We start from the raw sequence: 18045 nt of genomic DNA, 5'->3' as shown, positions 1-18045 counted from the left end.
CGCCCAACACCCCTAGACTTCCGACCGAAAGGCCAGACCGTGACCACTTCCATCGCCCCCGACCCCCAGGCGACCACGCCCTCAGGCGCGGCGAACGACGACGGCGCCACCCGCCGTCGTCCGTCCCACCCCGGCTCTCCCCCACCTCGGCTCGAGCGCCTCGCCTTCGGCAAGGACCAGCCGCGCTGGGTGCGCCCCTCGGCGTTCGGCCTCGTGATCGCGAGCGCCTTCCTCTACCTCTGGAACCTCACCAATTCCGGGTACGCCAACTCCTTCTACGCGGCCGCCGTCCAAGCGGGAACCAAGGACTGGACGGCCTGGTTCTTCGGTTCATTGGACGCCGGCAACGCGATCACCGTGGACAAACCCCCGGCCGCGTTCTGGATCCCCGGCCTGCTGGGACGCCTCTTCGGCTTCAACTCGTTCACGATGCTGCTTCCCGAGGCCCTCGTGGGCGTCGCGTCGGTGGCACTCATGTATGCCGCGGTGAAGCGCGTGAGCGGGCCGGCGGCGGGCCTCATCGCGGGCGGTGCACTGGCTGCGACCCCCGTGGCGGCGCTCATGTTCCGGTTCAACAACCCGGATGCGATGCTCACCTTCTGCCTCGTTCTCGCGGCTTATATGACCGTCCGCGCGATCGAGAAGGCCGGCTGGAAGTGGCTCGCAGGTGCGGGCGCCGTGATCGGACTCGCCTTCCTGACGAAGATGCTGCAGGGCATGGTGATCGTCCCGGCCCTCGGCCTCGCATACCTCTGGGCCGCTCCGACCACGCTTCGTCGCCGGATCGTGCACCTGCTCGGGGCGCTCGGCGGCATTGTGGTGGTGGCCGGCGCGTACATCCTCGCGTTCACCCTGACTCCGACGAGCATCCGTCCCTACATGGCCGGCTCCCAGACGAACAGCTTCCTCGAGCTCACGTTCGGCTACAACGGCTTCGCGCGGATCTTCGGCAACCGCGGCGGCGGACGTTTCGCGGGCGGTCCCGGCGGAGCGGGCGACGTCGGTGCTGCCGCCGGCCAGAGTGCCTTCAGCGGGGTGTTCGGCGGTGCGGCCGGGGGCTTCCCCGGCGGCAGCGGCGGCGGCCCGGGCGGCGCGAGCTTCGGCGGCTCCGCCGGACTCCTGCGCATGTTCGGCTCGAGCTTCGGCACCGAGATCTCGTGGCTCCTGCCCGCCGCGCTGATCCTGCTAGTCGCGGGCCTGTGGTTCACGCGCCGGGCCGTCCGCACCGATCGCGTCCGCGCCTCGCTCATCGTGTGGGGCGGCTGGACGCTCGTCACCGCCGCGGTCTTCAGCTTCATGACTGGCACCGTCCACCCGTACTACGCCATCGCCCTCGCTCCGGGCATCGCGGGCGTGGTGGGCATCGGCGCGGCCGAGCTCTGGCGGGGCCGCGGGTATTGGCCCTCGCGGATCGTCCTCGCCGTGACCGTCCTCGCGACGAGCGTGTGGACCGCGGTCCTCCTCGGGCGCGACGCGTCCTGGCTCCCGTGGCTCCGGGTCGTCATCGTGGTATTGGGGGTGCTCACCGTCGTCGGCCTGCTCGCACGGTTCGACCGGCTGCGCATCGGCGCCGTCGCGGTGGCCGTCGCCGCGCTGCTCGCCGGCGGATTGGGGTCGACGGCGTTCACCGTCGCCACGGCGGCGGTCGGCCACACCGGCTCGATCCCGACGTCGGGCCCCTCAGCCGAAGGCGGGTTCGGCAGCGGTTTCGGGAACCGGGCAGGCTTCGGAGGGTTCGGCGGCGCCGGCGGTCCCGGCGGCGAGACGGCCACCTCGAGCGACCTCGTGGCGCTCCTCCAGCTGACCACCACCAAGTGGTCCGCAGCGACCAACGGCTCCAACTCGGCCGCAGCGCTCGAGCTCGCCTCGAACACGAATGTCATCGCGATGGGCGGCTTCAGCGGGTCGGATCCGTACCCGAGTCTGGACGAGTTCAAGGCCCTCGTCGCCAACGGCGAAGTCTCGTACTACGTCGCCGGCGGCGGCATGGGTGGTGGTGGCTTCGGCGGCCGCGGGGGCAGCGACACGTCGGCGATCACGCAGTGGGTCGAGTCCAACTTCAAGGCCATTACCGTAGGCAACACCACCGTCTACAAACTGGTGAAGTGATGACCCAGACCCAGCCGCAGCGCCTTGTGGTTCCCGAAGGCGGCCCCGGCGGCTCCACAGCGAACGACTCCGGCCGCTGCGCTCCTTCGTCGCGCGACAACGCGGCTCTCCGCCGTCCCCTGCTCCGCCGCCTCAGAGGTTCGGCACCCGCCGTACGAAACCGCCTCGAACTGGCCGTCACGCTGGTGGCGATCGGCGTCCTGTACGTCTGGAATCTCGGCGCGAGCGGCTGGGCCAACGCCTTCTACAGTGCGGCGGCCCAGGCCGGGAGCCAGAACTGGGAGGCGTTCTTCTTCGGGTCGTCGGACGCCGGGAATTCCATCACGGTGGACAAGCCGCCCGCCGCCCTCTGGGTCATGGACCTCTCGGTGCGGATCTTCGGCCTCAGCTCGTGGTCGATCCTGGTGCCCGAGGCCCTCATGGGCGTCGCGTCGGCGTGGGTCCTGTATCTCGCGGTCCGGCGAGCCGCTTTCCCGGCGACCGGGAGTGATCGGGCCGCCCACGGCGCGGGCCTCCTGGCCGCCGTCGTGCTGGCGCTCACGCCGATCGCCGCGCTCATGTTCCGGTTCAACAACCCGGACGCGCTCCTCGTCCTGCTCATGACCGCGGCGGGCTACGCGACTGTTCGCTCGATCCAGGACGCCAAGTCACGCTGGCTGCTCGCGGCCGGCGTGCTCCTCGGCTTCGGCTTCCTCACCAAGCAGCTCCAGGTCCTACTCGTGGTACCCGGGTTCGGGCTCGCGTATCTGTGGGCTGCCCCGCACTCGCTCGGCCGGCGCATCGCGCACCTGCTTGGCGCCCTCGTCGCGATGGTCGCGGGGGCAGGATGGTGGATCGCCGCCGTCATGCTCACGCCCGCGAGCGCGCGGCCCTTCATCGGGGGCTCCCAGACCAACTCGATCCTCGAGCTGACGTTCGGCTACAACGGCTTCGGTCGGCTCAACGGCGACGAGGTCGGTTCCGTCGGCGGCGGCAACGGCTGGGGCCAACCGGGGCTGCTCCGGCTGTTCTCGAACTCGTTCGGGGGCCAGATCGCGTGGCTCCTACCGGCGGCGCTCATCCTCGGCGCCGCGCTGCTCTGGGTGGGCCGTCGGGCACCGCGCACCGACGTGGTCCGCGGGTCGGTGATCGCGTGGGGCGGCTGGGTCCTGGTGACGGGGCTGACGTTCAGCCTCATGCAGGGCATCATCCACGAGTACTACTCCGTGGCGCTCGCGCCCGGGATCGCGGCCCTCGCAGGCCTCGGCGGCGGCGTGCTCTGGCAGCGGCGGCGACTCGCATTTGAGGCCTGCGTCCTCTCCGCAGCCATCGCGGCCGCTGGGGTGATGGGTGCCGTCCTCCTCGGCCGGGCGACAGGCTTCGTTCCGTGGCTCCCGTGGGTCGTTGTGGTTGCAGCGCTCGCGATTGCCGTCGTCGTCCTTGCCCATGGCTTCGGCATGCCCCTGCCGCGCCCCGCCGCACCGGCGACGGCCTGCGTCGCCCTCGTCGCCACCCTCGCTGGCCCGCTCGCCTTCACTCTCCAAACCGTCGCGACCCCCCATTCGGGCGCGATTGTGACCGCGGGGCCGTCCACCGGCTTCGGTGGCCCCGGGGGCTTCCGGGCCGGGGCCCAGTTCGGCGGGCCGAACAACTTCCTGGGCCTGCAGCAAGGCACCCCTCCTCAAGGCGCTGCAACGGGTGGCTTCGGCGGCGGACGTGGGGGCTTTGGCGGCCTTCTGGGCGCTTCGACCCCCTCGGCAGCCCTGATTGCGGCCCTCGAGACCGACGCGTCGAAGTACACGTGGGCGGCCGCCGTCGTCGGCTCGAACAACGCAGCCGGCTACCAGCTCGCGACCCAGCTGCCCGTCATGGCCCTCGGCGGCTTCAACGGGACCGACCCGTCGCCCACCCTCGCGCAATTCCAGGAGCTCGTGAAGGAAGGGAGGATCCACTACTTCATCGGAGCGAGCCTCATGCAGGGCAACTCGGGTTCCGAAACGGCCCGGCAGATCACGCAGTGGGTCGAATCGAACTACGAGGGGCAGACGATCGGCGGGGCCACGGTCTACGCCCTCGGGTAGCGCCCGGCCCTCCCGTTGCGCCATCACGTTCGCAGGGTCGTTGGCGCGCAACGTGAAGACGAGCGCCCTATCTCGCAGGGAAGTTCACGTAATGGGAACTTCCCTGCGAGAAGGGAACTCGGCCTTCGCCGCCAAGTCACTCTCTCGCACACAAGTTCCCCTGAGGGTGACTTGTGTGCGAGAAGGTAACTTCTCCTCGCGGCCAGCGGACCGTCGGAACTCCCCTACGCGTTCCGCCACGGGATGTACTGCACGGCCCACTTGTTCCCGTCGGGGTCCTGGAAGTACACGAAGTGCCCCCATTCCTGGACGTCGATCTCGCTGCAGTCCACGCCGTTGCCCTTGAGCTGGTCGTAGGCCTTCTGGAGGTCGCTCACCACGAGCTGGAGGCTGGGCGCGGTGCCGGGAGGAGCGTCGTTGATCCCCTCCCCGATCGCGATCGAGCAGCCCGAGCCGGGAGGCGTGAGCTGGACGAACCGCAGGTTCTCGTTGGGCCGCTCGTCGTAGTCGGCGTTGAAGCCCACCTTGTTGACGTAGAAATCCTTGGCCCGGTCGACGTCGGACACGGGCACGAACACCAGCTCAAGCTTCCAGTCCATGCGCCCACCTTAAAGACGTACGACGACGGACGGTAGCTTCCGCGGACAGGCTGCGGACAGGAGGGGTCCTCAGATTTTTTTGGTGACCGCGTGACCTTTTGGAGGGGCGCCTCGGTTGAGGGAGCGTAGGGTCGCCCGGCGGCCCTCCCCATTGGTCTCGATCTGAGGAGTCTTCATGTCCTTCCTTTCCGTCATCGTCTCGAGCAAGGCTGCCCTGAGCGCCGTCGCCCTCGGAGCCGTCGCCCTGGGCGGCGTGGGCACCGCCGCCTACGCTGAGGCCCTCCCGGCCCCTGCGCAGCAGGCCGCGCACGAGCTCATCGGTGCCCCGGCCCCGACCCTCCCGGCGACCGCGCTTCCTGCCGCGCCGACCGCTCCCGCGGTTCCGACGTCCGCCGCCACCCAGGCCGCGGATGCTGCGAAGTCGGCCGTCGGATCGGCGACGAGCAAGGCGTCGGACATCCCGTCGTCGGCCACTCAGAGCGCGAACGTGCAGACGGCCCTCGGCCTGTGCACGGCCTACGCCCAGGGCGGGCTGACTTCGACGTCGGCCGCCTTCCAGAGCCTCGCGGCCGCTGCGAAGGGTGAGGGCAACATCACGGCCTACTGCTCGGCCGTGACGTCGAACGGTTCGGCGTCCGTCGACGCGAACGCCAGCGCCAACGCCGGCGCCAACGCGGCCGCTCCCGCGGTTCCCGCCGTCCCGGCGGCGCCCACCCAGGCCGTCCCGAGCGCACCGGCTGTGCCCTCGACCGGCGACCTCGGCGCCTCGAGCCTCCCGTCGCTTCCGGTCCAGCGCTAACCTGCGCGCTGACCTGAGGTAGTCTGGCAAGTCGTTTCGCGGGGGTGCGGTCACAAATGCCGCATCCCCGCAGCCTTGCCCGAGACCCAAGACAATACGAGGGAGACCGGTTGGAGCCCCACGAGGACCCGGACCGTGCGACCCGCTCGACGGATCGCAGCGACCATGCGGAACTCTTCACCGCAGCCTTCCGCACCCTCTCGCCATCCGTGCGCGGCTACCTGCGCGCACGCGGCGTCGAGGACTGCGAAGCGGTGACCCAGGACGTCTTCCTTGCGCTGTACTCGCGGATGGACAGCCTCCGAGGCGGGCTCGAAGGAGCGAAGGCCCTCGTCTTCACGATCGCCCACTCGCGCACGGTGGACCACTATCGCCGGCGCGAACGAACGCCGGCGATGGTCCCCCACGAACCCGAGTCCGATCTCCGCACCGCGCCGGCCACGCCCGAAGATCTGGCCCTTGCCGGAAGCGGCGCCCTCGGCCTTCTGAATGGCCTGACCGAGGACCATCGCGAAGTCCTCCTTCTCCGCGTCGTCGCCGATCTCTCGATCGAGCAGACCGCCGAGATCATGGGACGCACCCCGGGAGCCATCAAGCAGCTCCAGCGACGCGCCCTCGAAGCCCTGAGAACCCACGCCCTCACCACAGAACTGAGCACGTCATGAACGCCACGCCTAGCGCGGATGACCAGAGGGTCATCGACGAGATCCTGACGGACGTCGACGCCGAGCGCGCTGACGACGTCCGGCCGCTGCTCGCCGAACTGCGCTCCCTCGCGCACGGTGAGCCGGTCGCCCCGGGGCCGCTGGCAGCGCTCCTTCTTCCCGAGGACGTTTCCGAGGACGACTTTTCCGAGGACGACGGCGCCGCCTCCGCGAGCGAGCTGCCCACCACTCCCGCGGCTACCGCCGTCCTGCGCGCCGTCCCCGGTACCGGGGCGGGCGGACCCGCACGACGCGGCCGCCGTCGTCGTCCGCTCGCCGCTGCGGCGATCATCGCCGCCGCCGCGGTCGGGGCGGGAGCGGCAGCGGCGGCCGCGGACGAAGGCTTCCGCTCGTCGGTGAATGAGGGAATCAGCACGATCGTGGGAGTGCTCGGCGGACACAGCGAGTCGAAGCCCGGGCAGCATGGCTCGCCGACCAGCGGCATCACGACGACGGCGCCCACCTCACCGGCCCCTGCCGAGAGCCCGAGTCCCGGTGGGTCCGCGGCCCGACCGACGGCGCCACAGAGCATCCGGCCCGAGGCGCCGAGGGCGACGTCCGCCCCGACCCCAAGCCCCGGTGCCCTGCCGCAGCTGCCGAGCCCCGATCTGGGTGTGCCTGTGCCGACGCTTCCCACGCTTCCCGGTGGGCTCCCTGCCCCGTCGGCGCCGGCGGGCCAGCTCCCGGAAAGCCTGCGCTAGCTGCTTGCGCCATCACGTCCGCAGGGCGCGCGCCCTGCGGACGTGACGGCGCAACTACTTCGCGAGGCCGTACAGCCGATCGCCGGCGTCGCCGAGGCCGGGGACAATGTAGGCCTTCTCGTTGAGTCGTTCGTCGATCGAGGCGAGCACCACGTGGACGTTGGCGTCGCCCACACTCTTCTCGAGGCGAGCCAGGCCCTCGGGCGCAGCCAGAATGCAGATGCACGTGACGTCGCTCGCACCGCGGCGGAACAGGAATTTGATCGCCTCGCTGAGCGTGCCGCCTGTGGCGAGCATCGGGTCGAGGACGAACACCTGCCGCCCGGTCAGGTCCTCAGGCAGCCGTTCGGCGTAGGTGACGATGTCCAAGGTCTCCTCATCGCGCGCCATCCCGAGGAAGCCGACCTCCGCAGTCGGCACTAGGGTCGTCATCCCCTCGAGCATCCCGAGTCCAGCGCGCAGGATGGGCACCACGAGCGGGGTGGGCTTGGTGAACGCGGTGCCGACCGTCGTCGTGATCGGGGTTTCGATCGTGACCGGCTCGGTGCGCACCTCCCGCGTCGCCTCGTAGGCGAGGAGGGTCACGAGCTCCTCCGCGAGCCTCCGGAAGACCGGGCTGGGCGTGTTCTTGTCCCGCAGGACCGTCAGCTTGTGGGCAACGAGCGGGTGGTCCACGACGAGTGTGCGCATGGCTGCAAAACTATCATTCGGGCCTCTGGCTGGAACGGCCTGCGGGAGTACACTGATCGGCATCCTCGAGGAGGAGGTGAGACGCATGAAAGCGCTCATGGTCTCCTTGCTCGCGTACTCCACTGCAGCGACGGGGGCGCTGTTCGGGATGTGGTTGGCCGCTAAATGGCCGAGCCCGCGGTGGAGTCAGCTGTTCGTGTCCTGGGGCGTGATCTTGGCCGTCGTCGCTGTCTGGGCGACGGTTCTTTGACGCGCGGCGCTGTCAGCGAGCGCGGCGGCGTCGGGCAGCAGCCCGGCGCCGCCGTTCCACGTCAGGACGGGCTCCCTGTCAGCTGGGCGACCGGCCCACGCCCTGCGCGCGCTGCGCCCGGACGAGTCGGAAGGCGCGGTGCGCGAGGACGACGGCGGAGAGCCAGGCCAGCCCGATGACCCAGCCCGCAACGACGTCGGTGAGCCAATGATGGCCGAGGAAGACGCGGCTGAGACCCATCGCGCCTGCGTACGTCACGCCGACGATAACCGCGAGCACGCGCGCCGAGACGCGCCGGAGGTAGAGGCACAGCAGGTATACGGTCACACCCGCGATCACGGTTCCGTTGAGTGTGTGACCGCTGGGGAACGACGGCGAGTATTCGTAGGGCGGGACCGCGTCGGCGAGGGGCGGCCGACTGCGGCCCGTGATCGTCTTGCCGCTGAAGGTGATGAGAAAGGCGCCGACAGTGGCCGCCGGGATGAAGATCACGGGAAGGCGCTGATGGTAGGCGGCCGCGAGGACGGCTGTCGCCCCGGCGGCGACAATAGGTGCGCCAAGATTGCCCCCGATGTCCGTGAAAAGGGTCACAGCCGTGTCGAGGCCGGGAGTCCGAAGGGACATGGCGTACTGCAGCGCGGGAACATCGAGGGCGGCCAGCGCATCGTGCTCCTTGACTGACTCGTAGACCTCCCCCGCCGCCCAGCTGAGCAGGAGGATCACCGCAAGACCTGCGACGAGCAGGCTCCACAATGACGCGTAGGGGCCGAGCCGTCGGCCGAGTGCCGCAAGGGCCTCCCTCACCGCAACTCCCTTCGCTCTTTGCCGCGAACCTATCATTGACACCGTGGCCTTCCCCGGACTTCCGCCCTCTCCGCACGAGGCGTGGATGCGGCGTGCCCTTGAGGAGGCCAAGGCCGCGTTGGACACGGGTGATGTGCCGATCGGCGCCGTCATCGCGGGGCCGGACGGCGAGGTGATCGCTGCGGGGCGCAACGAGCGCGAGGCGCTCGGCGACCCGACAGCGCACGCGGAGATGGTCGCGATCCGCGCTGCTGCTGCCTTCCTCCGTGAGCGGGCGGCGGGCGACGGCTGGCGGCTTGAGGACTGCACGCTCGTGGTGACGCTCGAGCCCTGTGCGATGTGCGCGGGGGCCATTGTCCTGGCCCGGATCCCTCGTGTCGTCTTCGGGGCGTGGGACGAGAAGGCCGGGGCGGCCGGGAGCGTGTTCGACGTCCTGCGAGAACGGCGGCTCAACCACCGGGCGGAGGTCTACGGAGGAGTGCTCGGCGAAGAGTGCGGGGACGTCCTGCGGGAGTTCTTCGCCGCTCATCGCTGAGAATGGAACCATGCGTCATACCCGGGCCGAGACCGTTCTGGGGTCCCTCACCATCGTCGCCGACGGGGAAGCGCTTACGGCCGTGTACTTCCCCGGGCATTGGACACTTCCACAGAAGGCGTCGTTCGGGGAGAGAGTCGGCGGAGATGAATTGCTCGACGACGCTGCCCGCCAGCTGCGCGAATACCTCGCCGGCGAGCGCCGTGAGTTCGAATTGACGACGGCGCCCCGCGGCAACCCGTTCCAGCTGGCCGTGTGGGGGCTGCTCCGCGAGATCCCGTACGGTGCGACGACGACCTACGGGGCGTTGGCCGAGCAGCTCGGCGGGCGCGGGCTCGCGCAGACGGTCGGCCAGGCCGTGGGGCACAATCCGCTGGGGATCATCGTGCCGTGCCACCGGGTGATCGGCAGCGACGGAAGTCTGACCGGGTTTGCGGGAGGACTAGACCGGAAGCGATTCCTGCTCGAACTCGAGGAGCCCCCCGAGGTGAAGGCGGGGCGCCTCTTCTGACCTTCCACTTCCGCCCACCTCACATTTCGGTCCGCCCCAGCGTCTACCCAGTGATGGACATGAAACAGCCCTTCGAAAAACTCGTGGTCCTCTACGGCGCCACCGTGCTGCGGGTGTGCCGCGCGGTCGTGGGACCGGCGGAGGCCGAGGACGTGTGGCAGGAGACGTTCGTGGCGGCACTGCGGGCGTACCCGGAACTTCCCGCCGATGCGAACATCGAGGCTTGGCTCGTGACCATCGCCCACAGGAAGAGTCTGGATACGGTGAGAGCAGTCCGCCGCCGGGCAGTCCCGGTGTCCGAGCTGCCGGAGCGCCCTTCTGACCATGGTCTTCCGGAGGCAGACGGAGAGGTGGACCCGATCTGGCTCAGGGTTGCCCGGCTTCCAGACAAACAGCGGCAGGTCCTTGCCTATCGGTACCTCGCCGATCTGCCGTTCAACGACATTGCCGCGATCGTTGGTGGCTCCCCCGCAGCAGCGCGGAGGGCCGCTTCAGACGGGATCAAATCGCTTCGGGCCACCGCAGTCGCGGCGGCAGAAGGGGAATCAGCATGAACACGAGCCCACAGCCGCTTGGCAGCTCGACCGGTCTTGGGCCGGTCGACCTGGTCATCTCGCCCGAACTCGTGAAGATCGAGCCGGGCGTTCTCAGCAGGCTTCATGCCGGCTTGGCGGAACGGGCGTCTAGGGAGGGCGTCCTGGACGTGGCGTACCGCGTCGTAGAGACTCCTGTCGGAAAGCTCCTGCTCGCCGCCACCGAGCGCGGGCTCGTCCGCGTGGCCTACGAACGCGAGGGCCATGAGGCTGTGCTCGCGGTTCTTGCCGAGCGTCTGAGCCCGAGGATCCTCGAGGCGCCCTCCAGGCTGGCCGAGGCAGCCCGTCAGGTGGAGGAGTACTTCTCCGGCCGCCGGAGGGCCTTCGACCTTCCGATCGACCTGAGCCTCTCGGCGGGGTTCCGCCGCACTGTGCTGCAGCATCTCTCGGAGATTGCCTACGGGCACACGGAGAGCTACGCCGAAGTCGCGCGGGCCGTTGGGAACCCGCGTGCCGTCAGGGCCGTGGGTACCGCGTGCGCCACCAATCCCCTGCCTGTGGTGGTTCCCTGCCACCGGGTGCTGCGAACGGACGGAAGCCTCGGAGGCTATATCGGCGGCTTGGACGCCAAGTCGTCGCTGCTGCGGCTTGAGGCAGTTGCGGCGTGAGCGCTCTCTTCGGCGACGACCTCATGGCCCGACCGCGCCGGGAGATTGCCCCCGGCGCGGTGCACGTGCCGGGCTGGCTTTCGCTCGAGCAACAGGGGTGGATCTCCGCGCGCTATCGCGAATGGGTGCGAGGACCCGTGCCGTTGCGCGGCGCCAAGATCCGGGGCCACGAGATGTCGGTCAAGACGGTGTGCCTCGGGTGGCATTGGCAGCCTTACAAGTACACGCGCGAGGCCACCGACGTGAACGGCCAGCAGGTGTTGCCGTTTCCCGAATGGATGGTCCGCCTCGGGCGCCTCGCCGTCTCCGAGGCCTACGGGCTGGACCAGGCAACGTACACCCCGGACACCGCGCTCGTGAACTACTACGATGCCGGCGCGCGGATGGGGATGCACCAGGACAAGGACGAGGTTTCCCTGGAATCGGTCGTCTCCCTCTCCATCGGCGATGCCTGCCAGTTCCGCTTCGGCAACAGCGAGGGACGCGGCCGTCCGTACGAGGACGTGATCCTCGAGTCGGGCGACCTCTTCGTCTTCGGCGGGCCGTCGCGGCTGGCCTTCCACGGCGTCACCAAGATCTTCGCGGAAACAGCTCCTGAGGGCTGCGGAATCGAATCAGGACGTATCAACATCACGCTGCGTGAGACAGGGCTGGGCGGATCAGAAGATAAGGGGACAGAATGAGCGAGCTGACGACTGACACGGCGGTTGTCGCGGGCGGGGTTGTTGTGGGCGAGGACGGATTGGCGAGGCCCACCTGGGCCAGCACCGACGCCCTCATGCGCGAGTACTACGACACCGAATGGGGCATGCCGGTCCGCGACGAGCAGGGTCTCTTCGAACGGATCAGCCTTGAGGGCTTCCAGGCCGGCCTTTCTTGGGCGACGATCCTTCGCAAGCGTCCCGCGTTCCGCGAGGCCTTCCTGAGCTTCGATCCGGACCGGGTGGCCACCTTCACCGAGGACGACGTCGAACGGCTCATGCAGAACGAGGGCATCATTCGGAACCGGGCGAAGATCCAGGCGACCATCCGCAACGCGCAAGCGACCATCGCGCTCCGTGAAGAAGGCGGCCTGGTGGACTTTGTCTGGTCGTTCCAGCCCATGGCCACGCCGGCACCTTCGACGCTCTCAGAAATTCCGAGCTCCTCGCCCGAATCGGTGGCCCTCTCAAAGGCGCTCAGGAAGAAGGGCTTCTCCTTCGTAGGGCCCACCACGATGTTCGCCCTCATGGAGGCCGTCGGAATCATCGACACCCACCTCGTCAACAGCCACAGGCGCGGATCGTCGGGTGTGTGGGCGTAACGATGGGACGCAATGTCGCGGTCCATCTCGACGCTCCCGGCGGCATGGACCCGGCAGCTGTGCTCGGCAGCCTTGCGGCTCACAACGTGCCCGGAGCCGAGGTCACCGATGTCGACGCGATGACACATTCCCGGGTGCTTTCAGGGCCGGAAGGTCCGCGCACGGTCAGAGTTCGCTTCGGGAGAGAGGGCGTGGACGTGGAGTTCGAGCCGGTGCTTGAGGCTTCCGCGGCAAACGCGCTCGTCGAATCCGTCCGGCGTTGGCTGGACCTCGACACTGACCTCGATCCCATCCGGTCCGCGCTGAGCCCCGACGCCCGCCTAGCACCGCTCGTCGCAGCACGACCAGCACTTCGCGTCATCGGCACCACGAATCGATTCCAGACTGCGGTGACGACCGTCCTCGGGCAGCAGGTCTCCCTCGCGGCGGGTCGCACGTTCTCCGGACGCCTCGTCGCAGCGTTCGGCGAGCCAACGCCCTCGGGCCTCCGGACGTTCCCGCGCCCCGACGCTCTCGCTGCGGCGGACCTCGAGGAGTTGCGCGCCGCCGTTGGCCTCACTTCGGCCCGGGCGCGCACCGTAGTCGCCCTCGCCAAGAAGTGGTGGGGAGCAGGCACCGCGCTGACGCGGGAACAACTTCTCGCGATCCCGGGCATCGGGCCGTGGACGGTCGACTATCTCTCCGTGCGCTTCGGGGATCGCGACGCCTTCGCACCTGGGGACCTCGTGCTCAGACGGGCCCTCGGTGGAATTACCGCTCGAGAGGCCGAGGCTCGCTCGCAGGCTTGGCGACCGTTCCGCGCTTACGCGCTCGTTCACCTCTGGACAGAGGCTGCCTATTCGCTCGGCTGACCCGCGCTAACGATCAAGGAGCGTCCCCCGATTCGTCCGGCGCCTTGGACGGTCCCCTCCCGTCAAGGTTGTAGCTGTACGGCGCTTTCAGCGGCTGTGCCTTCTCGCTGATGAGCTCGTTGACGGCGTGGGAAACGAGGTCGCGCTGCACTGTGGGAAGGACGAGCAGTCCGTTGAGGTAGGCATCGACTTCGTACTCACCCGCGCTACCGGTCAGGCTGAAGTACCGTAACCACACCTGCCCGATGGTGAGCCCCGCGGCCTCGACGGCCTCTCGGGTAAGTTTCCATTGCCTCTCTGCCCCGTTGCTGCCCGTATCCATCCTGGTCCTCAGAGAACAGGTCGCCCAGCAACGATCTCCTGGGCGATGTCGCGAAGGGCCCTCTGCTCGAGCCGTGAAAGGGACATGATCCTGGAAAGTGCCTCGTCGGGGTCGAGGTGTTCCCGTTCCATCATGATCCCTGTTGCCATGCGAATCGCGTCGCGGTCCGCAATTGCTTGGGACATCCGCTGACTCGCCCGTTCGGCAGCGTCTCTTGCCTGCACGTTGGCGAGCATCACGGCCGCGGGGCGCGCGAGCATCTCGAGAAGACGAGCGTCGCGCTCCGTGAATGTCCCCGGTGTGTTCGAATAGACCTTCATCGCACCGATGGTCGTGACCCCAGCCGTCAGCGGCGTGCTCATCGCAGAGCGCAGCCCCAAAAGGGCGGCGGGCTGAGTCCAGAGGGGCCAACGGTTTTCGGTTGCGATATCGGTAATGACCTGGGTTCTTTCCTCGGCCCACGCGCTGAGGCAAGGACCTTGGCCCATGTCGTATTGAAGCCGGTCGGCCTCCAGCACGGCCTCATCGGTCGCGCCGGTGCTGGTTTCGCGCCCGCGTTCGTCGATCAAGGTTGCCCCCGCTCCCGTCGCGTGGGGGACCGCCTCCATGGCGGCCTGTGCGAGGGACTGGACGGCGTCCGCGGCGGTCTCGCGGGTCAGCAGAAGGTCGGCAAGACGGGCTGTCAGCACCGCCAATTCCTGGGCGAGTGGCAGATCCACCGTCATCACCGGCTCTCACTCATGCTCTTGTACGTCGTCATCGTTTCCTCAGTCGAAGTGGGTTGTCGGATCCGACTCCCCGAACCGGGCCAGAATCTGTGTTGCGAGATCGCGAAGTTTGACGTTCCGGCTTATCGAGGCTCGGCGAAGAATATCCACCGCCTCCTCCTGATTGCATCCTGACTGCGCCATGATGACACCCGTCGCGAGGTTGATCGCCGTCCGGGATTCAAGAGCCGCGGCGAGGTCAGCGGATCTCTCCGTCTCTGTTTCCATCCTCACCGCAATCCGCATGGAGGATGAGGCCAGATCAGCGAACGCCTCGGCGCTGGCCCTCACCTCACCGGCGAACGCGCCGACCTCCTCGGCGTAGCAGTTGAGGGCCGCCTGGGCGCCCGCCTCCAAGGCAATGGGCACCGCAAGGATGGAGCGCACTCCCGCGTCCATCGCTGCACGGCGATACATGGGCCAACGGCCCTCATGGAGGAGATCTTCGACTTCAACGACCCTGCCGGTCCTCAAGGCTGTGACGCAGGGGCCCTCCCCGCTCTGGTACTGCATTTCATCCAGACCGGTGGTGAAGTCATCACTGAACGCGACCGTTGCACCTCGGCGTTCCCGGAGCACGGTGACGCTGCAGTGCACGGTTCCTCGATGGGACATCTCCTGCGCGGCCACCTGGGTGAGTCGCGCAAGGAACGACCTCAGGTCGGGGCTATCGAGCAGAAGGCCCTGCAACTCGGCAACCTCGGTACTCGTCCATTCCGAGTGCATGCCCCTGAAGCCTCCCCCGCGCGAAAAGATCCTTTGATTTCTCCCTTGATAGCACGCTACACCTGTCCGCACCCGGGTACTCCGACTCTTTCGGGCCAATTTCCTGCGACCGGTGGACCCTCCCCTTGAGGCGTCTTATCCTCTTGACTGAGCGGAAGGAGCCTGCTCGCCAGAGCACCCTCATGTGCAGCTGAGGGAACGTTTGGAAGGCTTGGTTCCGCCATGACCACCGCACCGTCCGCCAGGGAGGCGATCCTGCAGGCGTGCTTCGAGCTCTTCGAAAGGCGAGGGGTTCGCGCCTCGGTTGTCGATGATCTCGTGGAGGCCGCTGGCATTGCCAAGGCTACCTTCTACAGCTGCGTGCATTCCAAGGAAGAAGTGGCCTTGGCGTACCTCGACCACCTCTACCTCATCTGGGTGGAAGCGCTCGAGGCGGGAGTCGCCGCCCGCGGTGAAGGGCCCGAATCGCTCCTGGGCATTTTCGACGCCGTCGAGCAGTTGTGCGGCGAGACTGGTGGAAAGCCGTGCGCTTCGATGGTTCGTGTCCTCGCGGAGTTCGGCACCGAGGAGCCGATAGGCAAGGCCAGTGTCCACTACTCCGAACGCCTGACTGCACGCATCGGAATGCTGGCTGAAGCGGCCGGCCTCGGCGAGGCAGCAGGATTCGCCAGAGACTGCCGCCTGCTCATCGACGGCGCCATTCTGTCCGAAGCAGCCGGGAATTCCCGGTCGATCGAGGACGCCCGCGCGATGGCGGAGACCCTCATCAAGCACTACGGCTTGCGTCAGGGAACACAAGGAGCCCCGGCGTAGCAGCTGCCTCCCCTCGTCCCGAGCCTCCGTGGAAGCTTGGGTCCTGAGCAAACTTTTGCACCTCATATGGCGCATTTTGGTCGCTCGATCAGATGTGGTGTGACTGAAAGTGTCGCTGAAGGATGATCAAAAGATGCGCTTCCGCGATGCCAGGACTCCAAGGCGATCGTTGGCCGTCTCGACACCTACGCCGTGTCAGTCGGGGCAACGTGGGTCGCTCAGTGGCTCCTATTGTTCTTCTCGGGCCACTCGACCTCGGAGCCCACTGCCTTTGGCCTGCTGATGCTTGGCCTCGTGTTCCTCTTCTGGTTCTTTATGCCACCGCGATACTGGTTCCGGCGCGGTTCGGCTCGACGGGAGCCTTGACGCTGCTGCCTAGCCCTCGGCGCGAGCCTCCATGCGAGCGGGCAGCTCGCCCTGAAGCGGCGAGACGTTGAGCGGGTGGACCAGCGTGACAGGCGCGAAGCCCGCGGCGAGGAGAGCGAAGTCGCTGCCCTCCTCCGCGACCTCGTCCGTATCGGAGATCGAGAGTCGCACATGCTGGTGGCCGCGCTCGGCAAGGATCGTCTGGACGATACCGAACGAGGCCAGGGTCGCCTCCCGATACTCGGGGACGGAGGGCCGGTTCGGCACGTTGAGGTTGAGCACCGTCCCTACGGGGTGCTCGAGGAGGAAGTCCATGAGCCCCATGGCGGCGTCTGCCGCGATACCCCATTCGAACCGGTCGGTGTTGATCCCCGTGTCCAGCGAGACCGCGAGCGCTCGGGCGCCATTTGCGCCAGCGGTCAGGGCGGCACCGACGGTTCCGGAGTGAAGGATCACGGTCCCGACGTTCGCACCGCGGTTGACCCCAGACAGGACGATGTCGGGTGCCGGACCGAATGCCTCGCGTGAGGCGATCATCGAGATGAATCCGGGTGCGCCGTGGACCGCGTACGCCTCGACGCCGTCGAGCCCGGGCAGCTCCCGACGCTCGATCCGGATGCGCCCCTCATCCTCAACGGCTGTGATCGACGCGCTGCTGCCGCTCGACTCCCGCGCGGGCGCGGCGACGACCACATCGAACCCGTGGTCTCTGGCCCTCCCCGCCAAGGTATGGAGCCCCGGCGAGCTGATGCCGTCGTCGTTCGTGATCAGGACCCTCGGGGCCTTCGCTGCCTCGGTCATTCGATCCTCGCCTTTCGTGCCAGATCCTGCGGGCTCGCCTGCTCGTCGGCGGCAGCCCCTTCCTCCTCCTCGTCGAAGGGCATGACCTCGACGAGGGACGCCAGCCGACGGATGCTCTCGACGTTGCCGCTTCCGAGTCCGTGCCTGGTCACGTTGTTCGCGCCTGCCGCAACACCGAGGACCACGGCGTCGCCGAGGCTTGCGCCTTCCGACAGGGCGGCTGCGACGGCGCCTGTGAGGGAGTCGCCGGCGCCGTGCTCGTCGACCACTTGGAGTTCGGGGACCCGGATTTCGGCTATTTCGCCGTCCTCGAGGAAGAGCGCGGGCTTCGCACCGCGGGTGAGGACGACGGCGTCAGCACCTTCCGCCGCCATCTCGCGCATGGCGCGGATCAGCTCGTCCGGGCTGTCGTCGTCGGCACGCCCGCTCTCGATGAGTTCGTTGTGCGCAACCTTGACTACGGAAAGACCGCCCGAGATGGCCGCCGTCAGCCGCTCTCCCGAGAGGTCCGCGATGACTCGGCAGCCGCCGGACCTGAGGTCAGCGGCAAGGCGACGGTACATGTCAACGGGGACGGCGTCGTCGCGCACTGCCCCGCTGAGCACGGCGACACCGGCGGCGAGGCCCTCCCTCAGCACGAGCCCGTGGAGCTCATCGAGCTCGTGGCGGGACAGCTTCTCGCCCGGCGCCGCGGCGATCTCGTCGCGGCGCCCCGCCCGCCGATCGTGGACATAGGCACTGCTCGCTCCATGGCCCGCAACGGACCTGACCTGAATGCCTTCGTCCTCGAGCAGGTGCCGGATGACTCGGCCGCTCTCGCCCGAGAGGACGGCGCACAACGCCACGTCCCTGCCCAGCAGATGGGCCATGCGCGCCTGCCACGCACCCTGGCCGCCGGCATGGATGTGGATGTCCGGCACTCCCGCCATCTCCTCAATCGTCACGGTGAGGGTGGGATTGGGGGCGAAGACGACGATGTCCGACTCTGACATTTCGGGCTCTGAGACGCGTAGATCCAGCTCCATCGTTCCTCCTCCGAGTCCTCTGTGCGCTGGGCCCCAAGGTTGTCATACCCGTCGCCCGCGGCTTCCAAGCGGGCTGCCCAGCGCCCGGTTTGGACACGAGGCGCCCGC

Annotated in this window: 22 protein-coding genes; 14 read left to right on the top strand and 8 right to left on the bottom strand. The window is 68.3% G+C overall.

The window, feature by feature from the left end; genetic code table 11:
• Positions 1-39: 39 nt before the first annotated feature.
• Both E5679_RS09940 and E5679_RS09935 read left to right on the top strand, forming a co-directional pair.
• Positions 40-2109 (top strand): ArnT family glycosyltransferase, encoded by a 2070-nt coding sequence (locus E5679_RS09940; protein WP_212746922.1) that lies wholly within the window; start codon positions 40-42, stop codon positions 2107-2109.
• Positions 2109-4169 carry an ArnT family glycosyltransferase gene (locus E5679_RS09935; RefSeq protein WP_138415332.1) on the top strand — a complete coding sequence of 687 codons (2061 nt, stop codon included), beginning with the start codon at positions 2109-2111 and terminating at the stop codon, positions 4167-4169. The genes E5679_RS09940 and E5679_RS09935 overlap by 1 nt, the downstream gene beginning before the upstream one ends.
• Positions 4170-4393: 224 nt before the next feature.
• On the opposite strand, the gene E5679_RS09930 is transcribed toward E5679_RS09935, so the two are convergent.
• Entirely contained in the window at positions 4394-4768 is a 375-nt protein-coding gene (locus tag E5679_RS09930) for a glyoxalase superfamily protein (protein WP_138415330.1), read from the bottom strand.
• Positions 4769-4943: 175 nt separating this feature from the next.
• On the opposite strand from E5679_RS09930, the gene E5679_RS09925 reads away from it, so the two are divergent.
• The 3 genes from E5679_RS09925 (at position 4944) to E5679_RS09915 (ending at position 6972) form a co-directional block, all read left to right on the top strand.
• Positions 4944-5567 (top strand): protein tyrosine phosphatase, encoded by a 624-nt coding sequence (locus E5679_RS09925; RefSeq protein WP_138415328.1) that lies wholly within the window; start codon positions 4944-4946, stop codon positions 5565-5567.
• A gap of 110 nt (positions 5568-5677) precedes the next feature.
• Positions 5678-6232: an RNA polymerase sigma factor gene (locus E5679_RS09920; protein ID WP_249336054.1), complete on the top strand. Its 555-nt coding sequence runs from the start codon at positions 5678-5680 to the stop codon at positions 6230-6232.
• Positions 6229-6972, top strand: coding sequence for a hypothetical protein (locus tag E5679_RS09915; protein WP_138415324.1), 744 nt, complete (start codon positions 6229-6231; stop codon positions 6970-6972). Before E5679_RS09920 ends, E5679_RS09915 begins: the two co-directional genes overlap by 4 nt.
• 54 nt (positions 6973-7026) lie before the next feature.
• On the opposite strand, the gene upp is transcribed toward E5679_RS09915, so the two are convergent.
• On the bottom strand, positions 7027-7662 hold the full coding sequence (gene upp / locus E5679_RS09910) for a uracil phosphoribosyltransferase (protein ID WP_138415323.1): 636 nt from the start codon (positions 7660-7662) through the stop codon (positions 7027-7029).
• Between the two features lie 85 nt (positions 7663-7747).
• Here upp and E5679_RS20820 point away from each other — a divergent pair, with 85 nt between their 5' ends.
• On the top strand, positions 7748-7912 hold the full coding sequence (locus E5679_RS20820) for a hypothetical protein (RefSeq protein WP_171042323.1): 165 nt from the start codon (positions 7748-7750) through the stop codon (positions 7910-7912).
• A gap of 78 nt (positions 7913-7990) precedes the next feature.
• On the opposite strand, the gene E5679_RS09905 is transcribed toward E5679_RS20820, so the two are convergent.
• Positions 7991-8716, bottom strand: a complete 726-nt coding sequence (locus E5679_RS09905; protein ID WP_171042322.1) for a phosphatase PAP2 family protein — start codon at positions 8714-8716, stop codon at positions 7991-7993.
• A 43-nt stretch (positions 8717-8759) separates the two neighbouring features.
• Between E5679_RS09905 and tadA the strand changes: the two genes are divergently transcribed.
• The 7 genes from tadA to E5679_RS09870 are packed head-to-tail and all read left to right on the top strand — an operon-like array spanning position 8760 to position 13117.
• Complete coding sequence (gene tadA, locus E5679_RS09900; protein ID WP_275092550.1) at positions 8760-9251, top strand: tRNA adenosine(34) deaminase TadA; 492 nt, start codon at positions 8760-8762, stop codon at positions 9249-9251.
• A gap of 10 nt (positions 9252-9261) precedes the next feature.
• Positions 9262-9762 carry a methylated-DNA--[protein]-cysteine S-methyltransferase gene (locus E5679_RS09895; RefSeq protein WP_138415317.1) on the top strand — a complete coding sequence of 167 codons (501 nt, stop codon included), beginning with the start codon at positions 9262-9264 and terminating at the stop codon, positions 9760-9762.
• A gap of 59 nt (positions 9763-9821) precedes the next feature.
• Entirely contained in the window at positions 9822-10316 is a 495-nt protein-coding gene (locus tag E5679_RS09890; protein ID WP_138415316.1) for an RNA polymerase sigma factor, read from the top strand.
• Positions 10307-10963 carry a methylated-DNA--[protein]-cysteine S-methyltransferase gene (locus E5679_RS09885; protein ID WP_420821069.1) on the top strand — a complete coding sequence of 219 codons (657 nt, stop codon included), beginning with the start codon at positions 10307-10309 and terminating at the stop codon, positions 10961-10963. Before E5679_RS09890 ends, E5679_RS09885 begins: the two co-directional genes overlap by 10 nt.
• Positions 10960-11646 carry an alpha-ketoglutarate-dependent dioxygenase AlkB family protein gene (locus E5679_RS09880; protein WP_249336053.1) on the top strand — a complete coding sequence of 229 codons (687 nt, stop codon included), beginning with the start codon at positions 10960-10962 and terminating at the stop codon, positions 11644-11646. The genes E5679_RS09885 and E5679_RS09880 overlap by 4 nt, the downstream gene beginning before the upstream one ends.
• Positions 11643-12266: a DNA-3-methyladenine glycosylase I gene (locus E5679_RS09875; protein ID WP_138415313.1), complete on the top strand. Its 624-nt coding sequence runs from the start codon at positions 11643-11645 to the stop codon at positions 12264-12266. The genes E5679_RS09880 and E5679_RS09875 overlap by 4 nt, the downstream gene beginning before the upstream one ends.
• Before the next feature lie 2 nt (positions 12267-12268).
• Positions 12269-13117: a DNA-3-methyladenine glycosylase family protein gene (locus E5679_RS09870; RefSeq protein WP_138415311.1), complete on the top strand. Its 849-nt coding sequence runs from the start codon at positions 12269-12271 to the stop codon at positions 13115-13117.
• Positions 13118-13130: 13 nt separating this feature from the next.
• Here E5679_RS09870 and E5679_RS09865 read toward each other — a convergent pair whose 3' ends face one another.
• Genes E5679_RS09865 through E5679_RS09855 form a run of 3 tightly spaced genes read right to left on the bottom strand, consistent with a single transcriptional unit; the run spans position 13131 to position 14932 of the window.
• Positions 13131-13439 (bottom strand): hypothetical protein, encoded by a 309-nt coding sequence (locus E5679_RS09865; RefSeq protein ID WP_138415309.1) that lies wholly within the window; start codon positions 13437-13439, stop codon positions 13131-13133.
• Positions 13440-13447: 8 nt separating this feature from the next.
• Positions 13448-14164: a GAF and ANTAR domain-containing protein gene (locus E5679_RS09860; protein WP_138415307.1), complete on the bottom strand. Its 717-nt coding sequence runs from the start codon at positions 14162-14164 to the stop codon at positions 13448-13450.
• 42 nt (positions 14165-14206) lie between these two features.
• On the bottom strand, positions 14207-14932 hold the full coding sequence (locus E5679_RS09855; RefSeq protein ID WP_138415306.1) for a GAF and ANTAR domain-containing protein: 726 nt from the start codon (positions 14930-14932) through the stop codon (positions 14207-14209).
• Positions 14933-15154: 222 nt separating this feature from the next.
• On the opposite strand from E5679_RS09855, the gene E5679_RS09850 reads away from it, so the two are divergent.
• A complete protein-coding gene (locus tag E5679_RS09850; RefSeq protein WP_138415305.1) occupies positions 15155-15745 on the top strand; it encodes a TetR/AcrR family transcriptional regulator in 591 nt (196 codons plus the stop codon).
• 375 nt (positions 15746-16120) lie between these two features.
• Here the strand turns inward: E5679_RS09850 and surE are convergent, their stop codons facing one another.
• Together surE and E5679_RS09840 are read right to left on the bottom strand one after the other, a co-directional pair.
• Positions 16121-16912 (bottom strand): 5'/3'-nucleotidase SurE, encoded by a 792-nt coding sequence (gene surE / locus E5679_RS09845; RefSeq protein WP_138415304.1) that lies wholly within the window; start codon positions 16910-16912, stop codon positions 16121-16123.
• Positions 16909-17904, bottom strand: coding sequence for a 1-phosphofructokinase family hexose kinase (locus E5679_RS09840; RefSeq protein WP_138415613.1), 996 nt, complete (start codon positions 17902-17904; stop codon positions 16909-16911). Before E5679_RS09840 ends, surE begins: the two co-directional genes overlap by 4 nt.
• Positions 17905-18045 lie beyond the last annotated feature (141 nt).

The organism is Sinomonas gamaensis, from assembly GCF_005876955.1.
Classification (GTDB): Bacteria; Actinomycetota; Actinomycetes; order Actinomycetales; family Micrococcaceae; genus Sinomonas; species Sinomonas gamaensis.
This window is presented reverse-complemented; position numbering and strand designations above follow the sequence as displayed.

Excerpts from the sequence above, each read along its gene's own strand:
- E5679_RS09935 (WP_138415332.1), top strand. The coding sequence starts at position 2,109 with ATGACCCAGACCCAGCCGCAGCGCCTTGTGGTTCCCGAAGGCGGCCCC.
- E5679_RS09930 (WP_138415330.1), bottom strand. The coding sequence starts at position 4,768 with ATGGACTGGAAGCTTGAGCTGGTGTTCGTGCCCGTGTCCGACGTCGAC.
- E5679_RS09925 (WP_138415328.1), top strand. The coding sequence starts at position 4,944 with ATGTCCTTCCTTTCCGTCATCGTCTCGAGCAAGGCTGCCCTGAGCGCC.
- E5679_RS09915 (WP_138415324.1), top strand. The coding sequence starts at position 6,229 with ATGAACGCCACGCCTAGCGCGGATGACCAGAGGGTCATCGACGAGATC.
- upp (WP_138415323.1), bottom strand. The coding sequence starts at position 7,662 with ATGCGCACACTCGTCGTGGACCACCCGCTCGTTGCCCACAAGCTGACG.
- E5679_RS20820 (WP_171042323.1), top strand. The coding sequence starts at position 7,748 with ATGAAAGCGCTCATGGTCTCCTTGCTCGCGTACTCCACTGCAGCGACG.
- E5679_RS09895 (WP_138415317.1), top strand. The coding sequence starts at position 9,262 with ATGCGTCATACCCGGGCCGAGACCGTTCTGGGGTCCCTCACCATCGTC.
- E5679_RS09890 (WP_138415316.1), top strand. The coding sequence starts at position 9,822 with ATGAAACAGCCCTTCGAAAAACTCGTGGTCCTCTACGGCGCCACCGTG.
- E5679_RS09875 (WP_138415313.1), top strand. The coding sequence starts at position 11,643 with ATGAGCGAGCTGACGACTGACACGGCGGTTGTCGCGGGCGGGGTTGTT.
- E5679_RS09870 (WP_138415311.1), top strand. The coding sequence starts at position 12,269 with ATGGGACGCAATGTCGCGGTCCATCTCGACGCTCCCGGCGGCATGGAC.
- E5679_RS09865 (WP_138415309.1), bottom strand. The coding sequence starts at position 13,439 with ATGGATACGGGCAGCAACGGGGCAGAGAGGCAATGGAAACTTACCCGA.
- E5679_RS09860 (WP_138415307.1), bottom strand. The coding sequence starts at position 14,164 with ATGACGGTGGATCTGCCACTCGCCCAGGAATTGGCGGTGCTGACAGCC.
- E5679_RS09855 (WP_138415306.1), bottom strand. The coding sequence starts at position 14,932 with ATGCACTCGGAATGGACGAGTACCGAGGTTGCCGAGTTGCAGGGCCTT.
- E5679_RS09850 (WP_138415305.1), top strand. The coding sequence starts at position 15,155 with ATGACCACCGCACCGTCCGCCAGGGAGGCGATCCTGCAGGCGTGCTTC.
- surE (WP_138415304.1), bottom strand. The coding sequence starts at position 16,912 with ATGACCGAGGCAGCGAAGGCCCCGAGGGTCCTGATCACGAACGACGAC.
- E5679_RS09840 (WP_138415613.1), bottom strand. The coding sequence starts at position 17,904 with ATGTCAGAGTCGGACATCGTCGTCTTCGCCCCCAATCCCACCCTCACC.